General features: G+C 68.5%; 16 protein-coding genes, 1 tRNA gene and 1 pseudogene. 8 read left to right on the top strand and 10 right to left on the bottom strand.

Features of this window, described 5'->3' with window-relative positions; genetic code table 11:
• Positions 1 to 41 precede the first annotated feature (41 nt).
• On the bottom strand, positions 42 to 1,187 hold the full coding sequence (gene hppD / locus ACWD5F_RS28110) for a 4-hydroxyphenylpyruvate dioxygenase (RefSeq protein ID WP_450352968.1): 1,146 nt from the start codon (positions 1,185 to 1,187) through the stop codon (positions 42 to 44).
• Between the two features lie 126 nt (positions 1,188 to 1,313).
• Here hppD and ACWD5F_RS28105 point away from each other — a divergent pair, with 126 nt between their 5' ends.
• The 7 genes from ACWD5F_RS28105 to ACWD5F_RS28075 all read left to right on the top strand — a co-directional run bounded on the left by ACWD5F_RS28105 (position 1,314) and on the right by ACWD5F_RS28075 (position 6,401).
• Positions 1,314 to 1,793, top strand: a complete 480-nt coding sequence (locus tag ACWD5F_RS28105; protein ID WP_451258424.1) for an Lrp/AsnC family transcriptional regulator — start codon at positions 1,314 to 1,316, stop codon at positions 1,791 to 1,793.
• A gap of 21 nt (positions 1,794 to 1,814) precedes the next feature.
• Positions 1,815 to 2,462: an ABC transporter permease gene (locus ACWD5F_RS28100; RefSeq protein ID WP_401727050.1), complete on the top strand. Its 648-nt coding sequence runs from the start codon at positions 1,815 to 1,817 to the stop codon at positions 2,460 to 2,462.
• Positions 2,455 to 3,729 carry a betaine/proline/choline family ABC transporter ATP-binding protein gene (locus tag ACWD5F_RS28095; RefSeq protein ID WP_451258421.1) on the top strand — a complete coding sequence of 425 codons (1,275 nt, stop codon included), beginning with the start codon at positions 2,455 to 2,457 and terminating at the stop codon, positions 3,727 to 3,729. The genes ACWD5F_RS28100 and ACWD5F_RS28095 overlap by 8 nt, the downstream gene beginning before the upstream one ends.
• Positions 3,726 to 4,580, top strand: a complete 855-nt coding sequence (locus ACWD5F_RS28090; protein WP_451258419.1) for an ABC transporter permease — start codon at positions 3,726 to 3,728, stop codon at positions 4,578 to 4,580. Before ACWD5F_RS28095 ends, ACWD5F_RS28090 begins: the two co-directional genes overlap by 4 nt.
• 26 nt (positions 4,581 to 4,606) lie before the next feature.
• Positions 4,607 to 5,536 carry a glycine betaine ABC transporter substrate-binding protein gene (locus ACWD5F_RS28085; RefSeq protein ID WP_451258912.1) on the top strand — a complete coding sequence of 310 codons (930 nt, stop codon included), beginning with the start codon at positions 4,607 to 4,609 and terminating at the stop codon, positions 5,534 to 5,536.
• A gap of 81 nt (positions 5,537 to 5,617) precedes the next feature.
• Positions 5,618 to 6,202, top strand: coding sequence for an ArsR/SmtB family transcription factor (locus tag ACWD5F_RS28080; RefSeq protein WP_451258417.1), 585 nt, complete (start codon positions 5,618 to 5,620; stop codon positions 6,200 to 6,202).
• Between the two features lie 13 nt (positions 6,203 to 6,215).
• Entirely contained in the window at positions 6,216 to 6,401 is a 186-nt protein-coding gene (locus ACWD5F_RS28075) for a hypothetical protein (RefSeq protein WP_451258415.1), read from the top strand.
• An 11-nt stretch (positions 6,402 to 6,412) separates the two neighbouring features.
• Here ACWD5F_RS28075 and ACWD5F_RS28070 read toward each other — a convergent pair whose 3' ends face one another.
• From ACWD5F_RS28070 to ACWD5F_RS28045, 6 genes are all read right to left on the bottom strand, one after another.
• On the bottom strand, positions 6,413 to 7,204 hold the full coding sequence (locus ACWD5F_RS28070) for a S16 family serine protease (protein WP_451258413.1): 792 nt from the start codon (positions 7,202 to 7,204) through the stop codon (positions 6,413 to 6,415).
• Positions 7,205 to 7,399: 195 nt separating this feature from the next.
• Positions 7,400 to 8,041: an IclR family transcriptional regulator gene (locus ACWD5F_RS28065; protein ID WP_124000305.1), complete on the bottom strand. Its 642-nt coding sequence runs from the start codon at positions 8,039 to 8,041 to the stop codon at positions 7,400 to 7,402.
• 401 nt (positions 8,042 to 8,442) lie between these two features.
• Positions 8,443 to 10,242, bottom strand: coding sequence for a DEAD/DEAH box helicase (locus ACWD5F_RS28060; RefSeq protein ID WP_401727060.1), 1,800 nt, complete (start codon positions 10,240 to 10,242; stop codon positions 8,443 to 8,445).
• A 142-nt stretch (positions 10,243 to 10,384) separates the two neighbouring features.
• Positions 10,385 to 10,774, bottom strand: a complete 390-nt coding sequence (locus ACWD5F_RS28055; RefSeq protein WP_451258410.1) for a type II toxin-antitoxin system death-on-curing family toxin — start codon at positions 10,772 to 10,774, stop codon at positions 10,385 to 10,387.
• The gene (locus tag ACWD5F_RS28050; protein ID WP_196462387.1) at positions 10,771 to 10,971 is read right to left on the bottom strand and encodes a ribbon-helix-helix protein, CopG family; all 201 of its coding nucleotides are present in this window, start codon (positions 10,969 to 10,971) and stop codon (positions 10,771 to 10,773) included. Before ACWD5F_RS28050 ends, ACWD5F_RS28055 begins: the two co-directional genes overlap by 4 nt.
• 40 nt (positions 10,972 to 11,011) lie before the next feature.
• The gene (locus ACWD5F_RS28045) at positions 11,012 to 12,502 is read right to left on the bottom strand and encodes an MFS transporter (RefSeq protein ID WP_451258408.1); all 1,491 of its coding nucleotides are present in this window, start codon (positions 12,500 to 12,502) and stop codon (positions 11,012 to 11,014) included.
• 186 nt (positions 12,503 to 12,688) lie between these two features.
• Between ACWD5F_RS28045 and ACWD5F_RS28040 the strand changes: the two genes are divergently transcribed.
• Positions 12,689 to 12,763 (top strand) — tRNA-Cys (locus ACWD5F_RS28040).
• A 133-nt stretch (positions 12,764 to 12,896) separates the two neighbouring features.
• Here the strand turns inward: ACWD5F_RS28040 and ACWD5F_RS28035 are convergent.
• The 3 genes and pseudogenes from ACWD5F_RS28035 to ACWD5F_RS28025 form a co-directional block, all read right to left on the bottom strand.
• The gene (locus ACWD5F_RS28035; protein ID WP_451258407.1) at positions 12,897 to 13,478 is read right to left on the bottom strand and encodes a hypothetical protein; all 582 of its coding nucleotides are present in this window, start codon (positions 13,476 to 13,478) and stop codon (positions 12,897 to 12,899) included.
• A gap of 225 nt (positions 13,479 to 13,703) precedes the next feature.
• Positions 13,704 to 13,982 (bottom strand): annotated as a pseudogene (locus ACWD5F_RS28030) (tyrosine-type recombinase/integrase); the annotation flags it as partial.
• Positions 13,983 to 14,079: 97 nt separating this feature from the next.
• Positions 14,080 to 15,297, bottom strand: coding sequence for an SUKH-4 family immunity protein (locus tag ACWD5F_RS28025; RefSeq protein WP_451258405.1), 1,218 nt, complete (start codon positions 15,295 to 15,297; stop codon positions 14,080 to 14,082).
• Positions 15,298 to 15,418: the final 121 nt, after the last annotated feature.

Below are 15,418 nucleotides of genomic sequence, written 5' to 3'. Positions count from 1 at the left end.
CCGGGAGGGGAAGGGCGCCGGACCGCACCTGGAGGGTGGCCTCAGAGGTTGCCGCGGCGCTCCTGCTCGCGCTCGATCGCCTCGAACAGGGCCTTGAAGTTGCCCTTGCCGAAGCCCATCGAGCCGTGCCGCTCGATCATCTCGAAGAAGACGGTCGGCCGGTCCTGGACCGGCTTGGTGAAGATCTGCAGCAGATAGCCGTCCTCGTCACGGTCCACGAGGATCTTCAGCTCGCGCAGGGTCTCGACCGGGACGCGGGTCTCGCCGGCCCACTCGCCGAGGGTGTCGTAGTACGAGTCCGGGGTGTCGAGGAACTGGACGCCGGCCGCGCGCATGGTCCGTACCGTGCGCACGATGTCGTTCGTGTTGAGCGCGATGTGCTGGACGCCCGCGCCGCCGTAGAACTCCAGGTACTCGTCGATCTGGGACTTCTTCTTGGCGATGGCGGGCTCGTTGATCGGGAACTTGACCTTGAGCGTGCCGTCGGCGACCACCTTGGACATCAGCGCGCTGTACTCGGTGGCGATGTCGTCGCCCACGAACTCCTTCATGTTCGTGAAGCCCATGACCTTGTTGTAGAAGCCGACCCACTCGTTCATGCGGCCGAGCTCGACGTTGCCGACGCAGTGGTCGATCGCCTGGAAGGTGCGCTGGGCGGGCGGCTCGACGATCGGGCTCGCGGGGGTGAAGCCGGGCAGGTAGGGGCCGTCGTAGCCGGTGCGCTCGACGAGCGTGTGGCGGGTGGTGCCGTAGGTGGCGATCGCGGCGAGTACGACGGTGCCGTGCTCGTCCTTGACCTCGTACGGCTCGGCCAGCGAGCGGGCGCCGTGCTCGACGGCGTAGGCGTGCGCGGCGCGCACGTCCGGGACCTCGATGGCGAGGTCGACGACGCCGTCGCCGTGCTCGGCCACGTGCTCGGCCAGGAAGTGGCCCCAGGTGGTGGCGGGCTTGATGACGGAGGTGAACACGAAGCGGGCGGAGCCGTTCTCCAGGACGTAGCTCGCGGTCTCGCGGCTGCCGTTCTCCGGCCCGGAGTAGGCGACCAGGCGCATGCCGAAGGCCGTGGAGTAGTAGTGCGCCGCCTGCTTGGCGTTGCCCACCGCGAAGACGACCGCGTCCATTCCCTTGACCGGGAAGGGGTCGGCCTGCCGGGCGGTGTCGGGAGTGTGGTGTGTGGTCTGCGTCATGGGGGAAGCGTGACCCCGCCCTGCAAGGTGCGCAATAGTTCTCGTATTCACTGGGCATTCTGTGCAGTGGCAGACCGGTGGATCTCTGATTTCTGTACAGGATGACCACCACTTCGGGAGGTTGCCGTGGCCATCGACGAGCTGGACGGGCGGATCATCGTGCTGCTGGCGCGGGAGCCGCGGATCGGGGTGCTGGAGATGTCCCGGCGCCTCGGGGTGGCCCGTGGGACCGCGCAGGCGCGGCTCGACCGGCTTCAGTCGAATGGCGTCATCCGCGGGTTCGGGCCCCAGGTCGATCCGGCGGCGCTCGGCTACCCGGTGACCGCCTTCGCGACGCTACAGATCCGGCAGGGCCAAGGGGCCGACGTCCGGGCGCACTTGACGACCGTGCCGGAGGTCCTCGAACTGCACACCACCACCGGCGGCGGGGACATGCTGTGCCGCCTGGTGGCCCGCTCCAACGCCGATCTCCAGCGGGTGATCGACCTGGTCGTGGGTTTCGATGGGATCGTCCGGGCCTCCACCGCGATCGTCATGGAGAACCCTGTTCCGCTGCGGATCATCCCGCTGGTGGAGCAGGCGGCGGAGGACCAGGAAGGGATCTGACGGCGACCATGGGATGAGCGCGTGAACTTCTGGGAGTACCTGGGCAACCGCCATCAGCAGTTGCTCACGGACGCCTACCAGCACGCCAGCGCCGTCTTCCAGTGCATGGTGGTGGCCACCCTGATCGGGGTGCTGATCGGGGTCGTCACCTACCGCAGCGAATGGGCCGGGAACCTCGCGACGACGGCCACCTCGACCATCCTGACCGTGCCGTCGCTCGCCATGATCGGCCTGCTCATCCCGATCGTCGGCCTGGGCGTGCCGCCCACGGTGATCGCGCTGACGCTGTACGGGCTGCTGCCGATCGTGCGCAACGCGATCGTCGGGCTGCGCGGGGTCGACCCCTCGCTGGTGGACGCGGCGCGCGGGATCGGGATGTCCCGGGTCATGCGGCTGGTGCGGGTGGAGCTGCCGCTGGCCTGGCCGCCGATCCTGACCGGGATCCGGGTCTCCACGCAGATGCTGATGGGCATCGCGGCCATCGCCGCGTACGCCTCCGGGCCCGGCCTCGGCAACGAGATCTTCCGTGGCATCGCCTCGCTGGGCAGCAAGAACGCGCTCAACCAGGTCCTCGCGGGCACGCTCGGGATCGTCGTCCTGGCGCTGCTGTTCGACGCCGCCTACGTCCTGATCGGACGGCTGACCATTCCGAGGGGCATCCGTGACTGAGACCGGTACGTCCGAGACCTCCGTGCCCGAGACGCCGAACGCCACCACCGGGGCGACGATCGAGCTGGAGAACCTCACCAAGCGCTACCCCGGCAGCCGCACCCCGGCCGTGGACAACGTGAACATGGAGATCAAGGCGGGCGAACTCGTCGTCTTCGTCGGCCCGTCGGGCTGCGGCAAGTCCACCACGCTCAAGATGATCAACCGGCTGATCGAGCCGACCGGCGGCCGCATCCGCATCGGCGGCGAGGACGTCACCGACATCGACCCGGTGAAGCTGCGCCGCAAGGTCGGCTACGCGATCCAGTCCGCCGGTCTCTTCCCGCACATGACCGTCGCCCAGAACATCTCCCTCGTACCGAGGATGATCGGCTGGTCCAAGACGCGGACCAGGGCGCGGGTCGAGGAGCTGCTGGACCTCGTCGGGCTCGACCCGGCGGAGTTCCGGGGCCGCTATCCACGCCAGTTGTCGGGCGGCCAGCAGCAACGGGTGGGCGTGGCACGGGCGTTGGCGGCCGATCCGCCGGTGCTGCTGATGGACGAGCCGTTCGGCGCGGTGGACCCGATCACCCGGGACCATCTCCAGGACGAACTGATCAGGCTCCAGCACGAGTTGCACAAGACGATCGTCTTCGTCACGCACGACTTCGACGAGGCGATCAAGCTCGGCGACCGGATCGCCGTGCTGCGCGAGCACTCGCACATCGCCCAGTTCGACACCCCGGAGGCGATCCTCACCAACCCGGCCGACGACTTCGTGTCCGGGTTCGTGGGCGCGGGTGCGGCCCTCAAACGACTCAATCTCACCCGGGTGCGGGACGTCGAGGTCCGGGACTACCCGACGGTGACCGTCGACGACCCGCTCCAGCTGATCTTCGACAAGCTCCGGGACAGCGGCACCAACGAGATCCTGCTGCTCGACAAGCGGGGCCGCCCCTACAAGTGGCTCAGACGCGGCGACCTGATGCGGGCCCGCGGCTCGCTGGCCCGCGCGGGCACGCTGGTGCACGACACGGTGACCCGGGACGCCACCCTGCGGGACGCGCTGGAGGCGGTGCTGACCGACAACGCGGGGCGGACGGTGGTGACCGGGCGGCGCGGTGAGTACGAGGGTGTCGTCGACATGGAGACGCTCATGAACTCCGTGCACGAACTGCTGGAGGCCGACCGCCTGGAGGCCATGGAGCACCACCACGAACTGGAGGAGGCCCGGGCCGCGCAGACGCACGCGGAGCAGGAGGGTGACGGAGAGGGGCGGCAGGCGTGACCACCTCGTCGGACGAGAAGCGGCCCGCCGGCGAGCACGACGTCAAGGGGCACGCCTTCCGGGACATCGGCGAGGCCGAACAGGAGGCCTCGCCACCGCCGGCGCCGGCCGAACACCGGGTCACCTGGCAGAAGTTGACCGTCCTGCCGGGGTTCCTGGTGGTACTGCTGCTCGCGACCTGGCTGTGGTTCCAGCAGGCGGACCTCGATGCGATCTCCGAGAACGCGCTCTCGGGCGGCCAGGTGACGAAGGCGCTCTGGCAGCATGTGGAGCTGACGGTGATCTCGACGTTCTTCGTGCTGATCATCGCCATCCCGCTGGGCATCCTGCTGACCCGCAGGGCCTTCCGGAAGGCCACGCCGGTGGCGATGACGTTCGCCAACACGGGCCAGGCGACCCCGGCGATCGGCCTGTTGGCACTGCTGGTGATCTGGCTGGGCACCGGCATGAAGGCGGCTCTGATCGGCATCATCGTCTACGCGGTCCTGCCGGTGCTGTCGAACACGATCGCGGGCCTGAAGGCGAACGACCCGACCCTGCTGGAGGCCGCGCGGGGCATCGGCATGTCGCCCCTGGGAGTCCTGGCACGGGTCGAACTACCCCTGGCCGTACCGCTGATCCTCGCGGGCGTCCGTACGGCGCTCGTCCTGAACGTCGGTACGGCGACCCTGGCGACCTTCGGTGGCGGCGGCGGCCTGGGAGTGCTCATCACCACCGGCATCACCAACCAGCGGATGCCGGTGCTGATGGTCGGCTCGATCCTCACCGTGGCGCTGGCGCTGCTGGTGGACTGGCTGGCCTCGCTGGCCGAACTGCTGCTGCGGCCGCGGGGCTTGGAGGTACGGACGTGAAGCGCGGGTATGCGGTGACGGCCGGGATGCTGGCGCTGCTGGCCTCCGGGTGCGGTCTGACCAGCGGCTCCCCCATGGTCGACGACGTCTCCCCCGGCTCCGTCGGCAAGGGCGAGCCCCTCAAGGGCGCCCATCTCACCGTCACCTCGAAGGAGTTCACCGAGCAGCTGATCCTCGGCGCGATGATGGGGATCGCGTTCGAGGCGGCCGGCGCGGATGTCCTGGACCGGACGGGCATCCAGGGCTCCATCGGCGCGCGGGAGGCCGTCAAGAGCGGGGACGCGGACGGCATGTACGAGTACACGGGCACGGCGTGGATCACGTACCAGGGCAACAGCAAGCCGATCACCGACCCGGAGCAGCAGTGGCAGGCCGTGCACGACGCGGACCTCAAGAACGGGCTGACCTGGCTGCCGCCGTCCGCCCTGAACAACACCTACGCGCTGGCGATGAACCAGTCCCACTACAAGAAGTACGGCACGAAGACCCTGTCGGACGTGGCGGCGCTGTCGAAGTCGGACCCGGGGGCGGTCAGCGTCTGCGTGGAGAGCGAGTTCGCCAACCGGGCGGACGGGCTGCCGGGGATGGAGAAGGCGTACGGGATGAGCCTGCCCGCGAAGAACATCACGCAGATGGACACCGGGATCATCTACACCCAGGTGGCGAAGGGCAGTTGCACCTACGGCGAGGTCTTCACGACCGACGGCCGCATCAGGTCCATGAACCTCGCGGTGATGCGGGACGACCGGAAGTTCTTCCCCAACTACAACGTGGCTCCGGAGATCAACTCCAAGGCCCTGGAGAAGTATCCGGCGATCGCCGAGATCCTCGAACCGATCACGAAGAAGCTGAACAACACGGTGGCGCAGTCGCTGAACGCGAAGGTGGATGTGGACGGGGAGGATCCGCATCAGGTGGCGTTGGACTGGATGAAGGCGGAGGGGTTTGTGAAGTGACCGCGCGGGGGCGGGACTTACAAAGAAGTCGATGCAAAGAACCCCTTGCAAAGCATCCTTTGCAAGTCTACCTTGGTACGCATGACGGAGCCCGCACAGCCCGACGTCCGCCATCTGGACGCCCGTTCGCTCAGGGGACTGGCCCATCCGCTGCGCATGCAGTTGCTCGACGCCCTGCGCTTCGGCGGACCGGCCACCGCCTCCCAACTCGCTGAGAAACTGGGCGAGTCGAGCGGTGCGACCAGCTACCACCTGCGGCAGCTCGCCGCGCACGGCTTCGTCGAGGACGCTCCCGAGCGGGGCAAGGGACGCGAGCGCTGGTGGCGGGCCGCCGTCCAGGGCCTGGTCTTCGACGACTCACTCCTCGACGACACCAGCGCGGCCGTACGCGGGGCCGCGGACCTCTATCTGCACGAGGTGGCGACGACCCAGGCCCGAGAGGTGTCGACCTGGCTCGGCACCCGCGAGGACTGGTCGGCGGAATGGGCCCGCAGCACCGACATGAGCAGCATGACGCTCCGGCTCACCCCGGAACTCACCCATGAACTCGTCGAGAAGATGCACGCCCTCGTGGACAGCTACCGGGATCTTCCCGAGGCCGAGGACCACCCCGACGCGCAGACGGTCCGCGTCCACACGCACGCCTTCCCCTTCACCACGGACTGAGAGGCCGAGCCCGATGCACCCCGAGACCCATCTCGCCCTGCACCGCCTGCGCGCCGCCGAACTCCAGGCCCAGGCCGCCGAACACCACCTGGTCAGTCAAGCGAAGCGCCCCCGCAACATCCGTACCCGCGTGGGCTGGACCCTGGTCGAGGTCGGCCTGCGACTGGCCGCCGCGCCCAAGCCCGTACCGGCCGTATAGCCGACCGCCGTCTAGCAGCTGGGGACGGTTCCCTTCCCCGCCTCCGACGTCACCAACGCCTTCACCGCGCCCTTGAGGTCGGTCACCGGGACCAGCCGCAGCCCCTTGGGCAGTTCGGACTTGGCGTCGGCGCACTCGTCCTTGGGCACGAGGAACACCGTCGCCCCGTCGCGCCGCGCGGCCTGCGTCTTCAGGGCCACGCCACCGACCGCGCCGACCGTCCCGTCCTCAGTGATGGTCCCCGTACCGGCGATGGTGCGGCCACCCGTGAGGTCGCCGCCGTTGCCGTCGCCGTCGAGTTTGTCGATGATGCCGAGCGTGAAGAGCAGCCCCGCGCTGGGCCCGCCGACGTCCGCGAGCTTGAGGGTGACCTTGACCTTCTTGTCGCTCAGGTCGAGGTAGTTCAGCGCCGCCTGCGTCGCCGCGTCCTGGGACTGCTCCATCTGCTCGGTGTTGTGCGCCTCGATCTCCTTGGTGCTCTGCCCGCTCGGATAGACCGAGTCCCGCGGCATGACCGCCCGGTCCGTGGCGAACCACGCGTCGAGCACCTGGCTCAGCGAGACGTGCGTGTCCGGATTGGTCGCCTCGATCGTCGTCATGCGCAGCTGCCCGGTCGTCGTCCGGGTCGACGCGCCCGTGACCGTGATTACCGGGGTGCCCTTGTTCTCGCCGAGCACGTTCGCCGTCATCCCCGGCTGCGTCAGCGAGAACGGCAACGGCGCGAAGACCGCCGTGGCGATCAGGGCCACGACGGGCAGAGCACAGACGGCGACGGCTTGGGGGCGCGTGAGGCGAGAGAGCACGGGGTCAATCTAACGTGAGAGTGACTTCAGGCCAGGTGGTGGGCGGGCCTGGGGGACGGTGAGCATATTTCAGCCCGTCCGGCGTTTGAGGACGAGGCCGTTCAGGCCGAAAGCGGGGGCCGGGGGCGGCAGCCCCCAGACGGCGCCATCAACACCGGCATCCACGAAACGCCGGTACGAAAGCCGAGCCGCGGCTCAGCGCAGCGCCTCCGCGACCTCTCGCGCTGCGTCGACGACCCTCGGTCCCACCCGCTCCGGCACCGCGTCCGCCAGCATCACCACCCCGACGCTGCCCTCCACCCCCGTCACCCCGATCAAGGGCGCGGCGGCTCCACTCGCCCCCGCCTCCAACTCCCCGTGCGTCAGCGTGTACCCCGGCTCCCCCAGCGGCTGCGACCGCGCGGAGAGGATCGCCCGGCCGGCGGCCCCCCGGTCCAGCGGATGCCGGAACCCGGCCCGATAGGCGACGTGATAGTCCGTCCAGGTCGGTTCGACGACAGCCACGGCCAGCGCGTCCGCGCCGTCCACCAACGTCAGATGCGCGGTCGCCCCGATGTCCTCGGCCAGCGACCTGAGCGCGGGCAGTGCGGCCTCTCGTACGAGGGGATGCACCTGCCGGCCCAGGCGCAGTACGCCGAGTCCGACCCGGGCGCGACCGCCCAAGTCCCGGCGTACGAGCGCGTGTTGTTCCAGTGTGGCGAGCAACCGGTACACGACGGTCCGGTTCACCCCCAGTCGATGGGAAAGCTCGGTGACGGTCAGCCCGTGGTCGGTGTCGGCCAGCAGCTTGAGGACACGCAGTCCCCGGTCGAGCGTCTGAGAGGTCTCCGCGGTCACGACGCCCACTCCTCCAAGTGGTGAGGTCGGCGGCTCTCATCGCGGCGGTTGCGTCACCGAGTCCCGTCAGTGACGCGCTTCAGAGGCCGCCGGTCGGCCGGCGGTCCGGCGCTCCGGACCGCGTCGCTTCACGGCTGCGCTCCGCGGCGGCGCTGCCACGGGGCGTGTGCGTAGCGGGACAGTAGCGAAGCGGGTTCGCTCAGCGGAAGGCTCCGTCCAGAATCCGGGCACCGGTAGGGCGGGAGTACCTACGTTTGTCCTGATACGAGACGTCAAGGCACCGAATTCAGGTGTCGGCCGGCACCGGATTCAGGGGGCCGCAGGCCGCCCGCACCGGAGCCCGGCGGCCGCACCGGAGCCGGGCGCCCGCCCACCCCGCCCTCCGCCGTCGCGACGGAGGGTCACTTCATCCGCGTGGCCCACTCCTGGACCTTGGCGATCCGCTGCCGCAGCTGCCCGGCCGTGGCCTCGGCGCTCGGCGGCCCGCCGCAGGTGCGGCGCAGCTCGGTGTGGATGACGCCGTGCGGTTTGCCGGTCTGGTGGACGTACGCGGAGACCATGGTGTTGAGCTGCTTCCTCAGCTCCATCATCTCCTTGTGCGAGACGACGGGCCGCCGCTCGGCCGGCATCTCGAGGAGGTCGGCCTCGGAGTCCGGCTTCTTGCGGCTGTGCGCGATCTGCCGGGCCTGCCGCTTCTGGAGCAGCATCTGCACCTGGTCGGGTTCGAGGAGCCCGGGGATACCGAGGTAGTCCTGCTCCTCCTCGCTCCCCGGGTGCGCCTGCATGCCGAACTCGGCACCGTCGTAGAGCACCCGGTCGAAGACGGCGTCGGACTCCAGCGCCTCGAAGGAGAACTGCTCCTGCTCCCCGGTGTCCTCGTCCTCCTCCCGGTTCGCCTCCTCCATCTCCTTCTCGGATTCGGCGTACGGGTCCTCCTCGCCCTCCTTCTTGGGCTTGTCGAGGGCGTGGTCGCGCTCGACCTCCATCTCGTTGGCGAAGGTGAGGAGGTCGGGGACGGTGGGGAGGAAGACCGAGGCGGTCTCGCCGCGCCGCCGGGACCGTACGAAGCGTCCGACGGCCTGGGCGAAGAAGAGGGGCGTCGAGATGGTGGTGGCGTAGACCCCGACCGCGAGCCGGGGTACGTCGACACCTTCCGACACCATGCGCACCGCGACCATCCAACGGTCGTCGCCCGCACTGAACTTGTCGATGCGCGCGGACGCGCCGGAGTCGTCGGACAGGACGACGGTCGCCTTGGACCCGGTGATCTCGCGGATCAACTTGGCGTAGGCGCGCGCCTGTTCCTGGTCGGTGGCGATGACGAGGGCGCCGGCGTCCGGGATGCCCTTCCGGACCTCCGTCAGCCGCTGGTCGGCGGCGCGCAGCACACTCGGCATCCACTCGCCGCGCGGATCCAGCGCCGTACGCCAGGCCTGGCTGATGGCGTCCTTGGTCATCGGCTCACCGAGCCGCGCGGCGATCTCGTCACCGGCCTTGGTCCGCCAGCGCATGTTGCCGCTGTAGGAGAGGAAGATGACGGGCCGGACGACCCCGTCGGAGAGCGCGGACCCGTACCCGTACGTGTAGTCCGCGGAGGACCGCCGGATCCCGTCGTTGCCTTCTTCGTACGTGACGAAGGGGATGGGGTTGGTGTCGGACCGGAAGGGCGTACCGGTGAGCGCGAGCCGCCGGGTGGCCGGCTCGAAGGCTTCCAGGCACGCCTCACCCCAGGACTTGGAGTCACCGGCGTGGTGGATCTCGTCGAGGATGACCAGCGTCTTGCGCTGCTCGACCCGGTTGCGGTGCAGCATGGGCCGCACGCCGACGCCGGCGTAGGTGACGGCGACGCCCTGGTAGTCCTTGCCGAGCGGCCCCGCGCTGTACTCGGGATCCAGCTTGATCCCTATCCGCGCGGCCGCCTCCGCCCACTGCTTCTTCAGATGCTCGGTCGGCGCGACCACGGTCACCTGCTGCACGACGTGATGGTGCAGCAACCAGGAGGCGAGGGTGAGCGCGAAGGTCGTCTTGCCGGCGCCGGGCGTCGCGACCGCGAGAAAGTCACGCGGCTGTTCCTGGACGTACCTCTCCATGGCCCCTTGCTGCCAGGCACGCAGTTTGCCTGCGGTACCCCAGGGGGCCCGGCCGGGAAAGGCCGGGGAGAGGTGATGGCTGTGCGAGGAGGAAGCGGCGGTGGTAGTCACGGTCTCCGTAGAGGGGTCGGGCGGCTCAGCTGCGTACAAGGGACTACGTGAGGGGCTACGTGTATGACAACCGGGCCACCCTACCGGCGGGCCGGCGGTGTCAACGGAGGACGACGCCGGACGGCCGTGGGTGGGATCGACGTCACATCGGTTGTTCGGCCAGGGCCCGCAACCCCTCGGCGATGTCCTTGACCTCCTCCATGGAGCCCGCCGCCACGGCGATGACCAGACGCTCGGCAGCGTCGATGTCCGGCCGCAACTGCACATCGTTCATGGCCAGGAAAACGACGCAGGACACCCACGCAGTGCGCTTGTTCCCGTCGAGAAAGGGGTGGTTGATGGCCAGCGACTGCAGGAGCGCCGCCGCCTTGTCGAACAGGTCGGTGTAGGCCTCCTGCCCGAACATCGAGGCCGAGGGGCGGTGCACGGCCGACTCCAGCAGACCCGCGTCACGCACGACAACGGTCTGATCGTCCACAGCCCGCTCAGCGATGGCCAGGACGTCCTCGGCCGAGAGATAGATGAACGTCACTTGAGCCGCTCCAGGAGCTCCGCCCACTTGACGGTCTGCTCCTTGGCAGCCTTGCGGACCAGCGCCTCGTGCGCCGTCCTGGCCAGATAGTCGTCCACGGCCCGCAGCAGTATCGCGTGCATACTGACGCCCTCCTCCTCGGCGCGCAGCTTCAGGGCTTCCGTCTGGTCGTCACGAAGACGCAGGTTCATAGCCATACCAAAACGGTACCACCGGGTGGGGCCAAATTGGTACCAATCAGGGTGCGGCCTGCAGCCTCGTAGTCACCCACGCCCCCACCAACGCCACCCCCGCCATCGGCAGAAAGACCGCGGCGAAGGCAGCCGGATGAGGCCCGTCCGCGGCAGTCGCCGCATGAGCCACCGTGCCCCCGCCCAGCGCGGCGAAGGCCGCCCCGCCCGCCGACAGCAGCACGACGTTCGACAGCCCGTCGGAGATCTGGAGGGAAGCGGAATTCGTACCGGCCTCCTCCGGCGCGGACAGCTTGAGCAGCAGAACGCTGCTGGAGGAGGTGACCAGCCCCATCCCGAAACAGCCGAACCCCCAGGCGACGGCGACGGTCCAGACCGGCACGGAGTGGATCAGCACGCTGGGCGCGGTCGCGATGGCCGCGGCGACCAGCACCATCCCGGCCCCCATCAGACGTTCCCGGTACGGCTCCACCCGGGCCCGCGCCTGCACCCACGACCCCAGCGCCCAGGTCGCCCCGCCCGCCGCGAGTGAGAACCCGGCCAACGTCGGCGACAACCCCCGCTGGGTGACCAGCATCAACGGCACGAAGGACTCGGCGCTGATGAAGGACCCCGCGGCCACCCCGCGCAACAACACCACCGACGGCAGCCCGCGCGCCGCCCGGTAGGTACCGCGCGGAAGCAGCCCGAGCACGGCCGGCACGAGCAGCGCGACCCCCACGGCGCCGGGCAGCAACGAGATCCAGCGCAGATCCTGAGCGGCGTACTGAAGAAGCCCGGCCCCGAGGGAGATCCCGAGGGCGAGCCGAATCCGCCGCCGGTCGAAGGAGGCGGCCTTGGCGGCGGACCCGGCGGCGGACCCGGCCGCGCCGCCGTCCACGGCCCCGGACGCGCCGCCGTCCACAGCCCCGGCCGCCCGCAGCCGTATCTGCGGCAGCGCGAGCGCCAAGGGCAGCACGACCAGCACCGGTATCCCGAGGAAGACCCACCGCCACCCGAGGTGCTCGGTCACGGCCCCCGAAGCAAGCGGCCCGACGATGGAGGGCACGACCCACCCCGCGGCGAACGCCGCCATGATGGCCGGCCGCAACCGCTCGGGATAGGCCCGCCCCACAACCACATACAGGGCAACGATGACCAGCCCGCCCCCCAGCCCCTGCACGGCCCGCCCGAGAATGAACACCCACATCGCCCCGGCGGTCCCCGCCACCACCAGCCCGACGGCGAACGCCCCGATCCCCGTGGTCAACGCCCCGAGCGGCCCCCGCCGATCGCTCCACTGCCCGGCGAGCACCATGCCGAACAAACTGGTCGTGAAGTACCCGGAGAAGGCGAACGCGTACAACGCCACCCCGTCCAACTCCCGCGCGGCGACAGGCATCGCCGTGGCAACGGCGGTCGCCTCAAAGGCGATCAGCAGCACGACGGAGACGATCCCCACGCTGAGCGCCCGGTAGGACCGACTCAGCACGCCACCATCAGGACTGCTTACGGCTTCCTCCACGACATCGGCATCACGCGGCTCAAGGACGGTCATGGCCGTCAGCGTAAGACCCACAACGGGGTTTGACCCCTGTCCCGAGTCCCACTCGGCCCGGGACCTTGGTCGTACACCCTCAGCCCCACACCTCGGTTCATGAACGGCGTATGGCAGTCCCGTTGCAGCCCTCGCGATCCCCTTGAACCCCTCCCCCACCCCGCCCTACCTTGATCCCACGAACACGGCCGTGTGCCCGAGTGGTTTAGGGACTCGCCTGCAAAGCGAGTTACGTGGGTTCGATTCCCGCCACGGCCTCCAGTGCCTGAACAGGCAAAACGAAAGGGCGGCGCCCTCCGAGGGTGCCGCCCTTTGCGGTGGTCCGCCTCAGTTCCCGTCTCAGTCGGCGGCTCACTCCGTTGAGAAGGACTCGCTAATCCAGGGTGTCAACGACTCATGAGCCAGATACGGCGACATCGAAGCTCAAGCCAATCGACTCTTGGTAAGGCACGGCAAGAACCGTCCCGAAGCATCCGTCGAGCGTGTACTCCCCACGCTGCCACAACCGCTTCCACTGAAGGGTGACGGTGATTTCCGAGCGAGGATTGACCACATACTCTACGTATTCCTCAACGCTATGAGTCAACATTAGAGATTTCGATATCGAATCCGCGTGAGCCCGCTCGACACGACTTTCAATTTCAGTCGAAACACCAACAAGAGTACCGGACGCCTTGAGAGTGCCCTCAATCACAGAACTCTTCTCAGTAACCACTTGAAACTGCCGTTCTACCGTCCTCGCAACAGTAATTCCTCGAACCACTTCGACATCACTTCGCAGATTATCGAGATGGCGAACATCGTCACCAATCCATTCCGAGAATTGGCCAGTTTCACGCCTACCAGAAATCACGAACGTCTCTGCCGGAGCTCCTGTTTCCCTAGTCCCATTCGATGTACGTCGCGAAGCAATGGAATAGGCAACGGACACCGCATGTATCGCTACGCCACTTGCCCAGTGGGCTACGCTCTTCACTTGCGCAACTCCCCCAGTCTCGCAGGATTGTTAACCTCGGAGACTACATCTGCACGCAGCCTCATACCCCGACCATCTACCAAAAAGACTAAATGAGCCAGGAGAGTCGACCCGTTACTGACCCAGCAGTCACTCGCTTCCTGCAATCCCCATGATTGCCTGACTGCCCCCAAACTTCAGGAGGCAGTCAGGCAACACGAAACCACTGCCGTTCATTGAGTAAAGTTAATCCCGCTCCCAGGTGATTCCGTTTACCTGCTTCGCAACGTCAGCCCTAACAGCATCGATCGTGTGCTGATATCGAACGGCCATCGCGGTCGTCGACCACCCCATGAGGCCTATAACTGCACGCTCCGGGACACCCAGAATTAGCAGTACCGTGGCGGCTATGTGGCGCGCGTCGTGTAGACGCCCGTCACACACTTTCGCCTCGGCCAACAGAATCTTCCATTCAGCCCAGTCCCGACGGTGCGACGGGCTACGGCCATGCTCGTTCGGGAGAACCCGGATCGGCCTCCATCAGCGCTTAACCCGACCACGGATCGCCAGAAGCGGTGCAGTGCGGCGAATCGCGCGCGGCCTCAGGCCCGCCCAACCCTCTTCAGAGCACCCCACCCGCCTCATCCTGAAACGTCTCCGTCCAGTAATGGTGGCCGGCCCCCACATCCACCCCCGTCGGATCGACCGTCGCCAGCGTCTGGAGCATCGTCGATGCCAGCTGGTCGTACGCCCTGCTCGTCAGTTCGCCCGACAGGCCGTCGTCGATCGTCTTCTCTCGGTGGAGGAGCCAGAGGGTGAAGGCCAGGGTGGAGACGTCCGTGTTGAGCGGGTACAGCGTGGCGTCCGGCTCGCTCCAGTTGAGGACCGCGCCCGTCGCGCCGTCCACGACCAGGCTGTTGTCCTCGATGAGGTGGCCGAGGCGTATCAAGTCGGCCGCCCGGGGCGGGAGTTGGCCTTGGGGGGTGTCGGCGCGGTTGTCCTCGTAGTACTCGGCGAGGGTCTGGAGCGGGACGTCCGTGTCCAGGGAGAAGAGGAAGCCGTCCTCCGGCAGGCCCCGTTCGCGCAGGAAGCGGCGGGTCGGGACGTGGGTGAGGGTCGCCGGGAAGTCGAGGTCCTCGAAGCGGGCCACCTTGCCCTGCCCGAACTCCTCGTCCAGGAGGCGGGCCGGGAGGTCGAGGGCCAGGCCGGAGGTCGTGCCGGGGCCCGCCACCAGGGACAGCGGGCGGATCAGGGCCGCCATCTTCCAGAACGGCGCCATCTCGCCGTCGGTGCCCCCCTCGCTGTCCTCGCCCTCCTCGAAGAGCGCCAGCAGCTGTCGGGACGCCTCCGTCGCCACCTTCGGGCCGAAGCGGCCGGCGTAGGAGGCGAACCGACCGCGGAATCCCGCCAGTTCGTCCGCCGCCGTGGCGCAGCGCATCAGCGTCCGCAGCGAGGGGGCCAGCGGGCGCGCGTCCATCAGGTCGGGGCGGTCCGGGAGGAAGTACGTCGTCGCGATCTCGCCCGTCGCGCCGTCCAGGAGGAGGGATTCCGTCTCCAGGCCCGCCGGGCCCAGCAACGCGCCTATCACCAACTGGTCGCGCAGCTCCGCCGCCAGGCGGTCGTCCCGGGCGTCCCGGGCGTCCCGGGCGTCCGGGTCGGCCGTCGCGTCCCCTACCGTGCGCAGGCCCTCCCGGCTGAGATCCAGGAAGCTGAACAGGCCGCTGTCGCCCGGCAGTCCGGGCCCCGTCAGCCAGTCGCGCGTCGGCCCGTGCGTCACGTACGGATCGAGCTGATCCTCGGTCAAGGTGATCGCCGGTGTGGCGACATCGGTCGTGCTCATCGTCCCGTTCCCCCGGAATGTTCCCGCTCACAGCCCCCGCACAGGCGGCCGTCGGACGGATGCGTCGGCCGCCCGTTCCCCACTGCCCAGAACACTACGCCCAGCCACTGACAACGGCCCC

This window comes from Streptomyces sp. NPDC002499, from assembly GCF_053595415.1.
Note: the sequence above shows the minus strand (reverse complement) of the source record. Positions and strands in the feature narration are given on the sequence as shown.

Excerpts from the sequence above, each read along its gene's own strand:
- ACWD5F_RS28080 (WP_451258417.1), top strand. The coding sequence starts at position 5,618 with ATGACGGAGCCCGCACAGCCCGACGTCCGCCATCTGGACGCCCGTTCG.
- ACWD5F_RS28050 (WP_196462387.1), bottom strand. The coding sequence starts at position 10,971 with ATGGCTATGAACCTGCGTCTTCGTGACGACCAGACGGAAGCCCTGAAG.
- ACWD5F_RS28025 (WP_451258405.1), bottom strand. The coding sequence starts at position 15,297 with ATGAGCACGACCGATGTCGCCACACCGGCGATCACCTTGACCGAGGAT.
- ACWD5F_RS28045 (WP_451258408.1), bottom strand. The coding sequence starts at position 12,502 with ATGACCGTCCTTGAGCCGCGTGATGCCGATGTCGTGGAGGAAGCCGTA.
- hppD (WP_450352968.1), bottom strand. The coding sequence starts at position 1,187 with ATGACGCAGACCACACACCACACTCCCGACACCGCCCGGCAGGCCGAC.
- ACWD5F_RS28085 (WP_451258912.1), top strand. The coding sequence starts at position 4,607 with ATGCTGGCGCTGCTGGCCTCCGGGTGCGGTCTGACCAGCGGCTCCCCC.
- ACWD5F_RS28075 (WP_451258415.1), top strand. The coding sequence starts at position 6,216 with ATGCACCCCGAGACCCATCTCGCCCTGCACCGCCTGCGCGCCGCCGAA.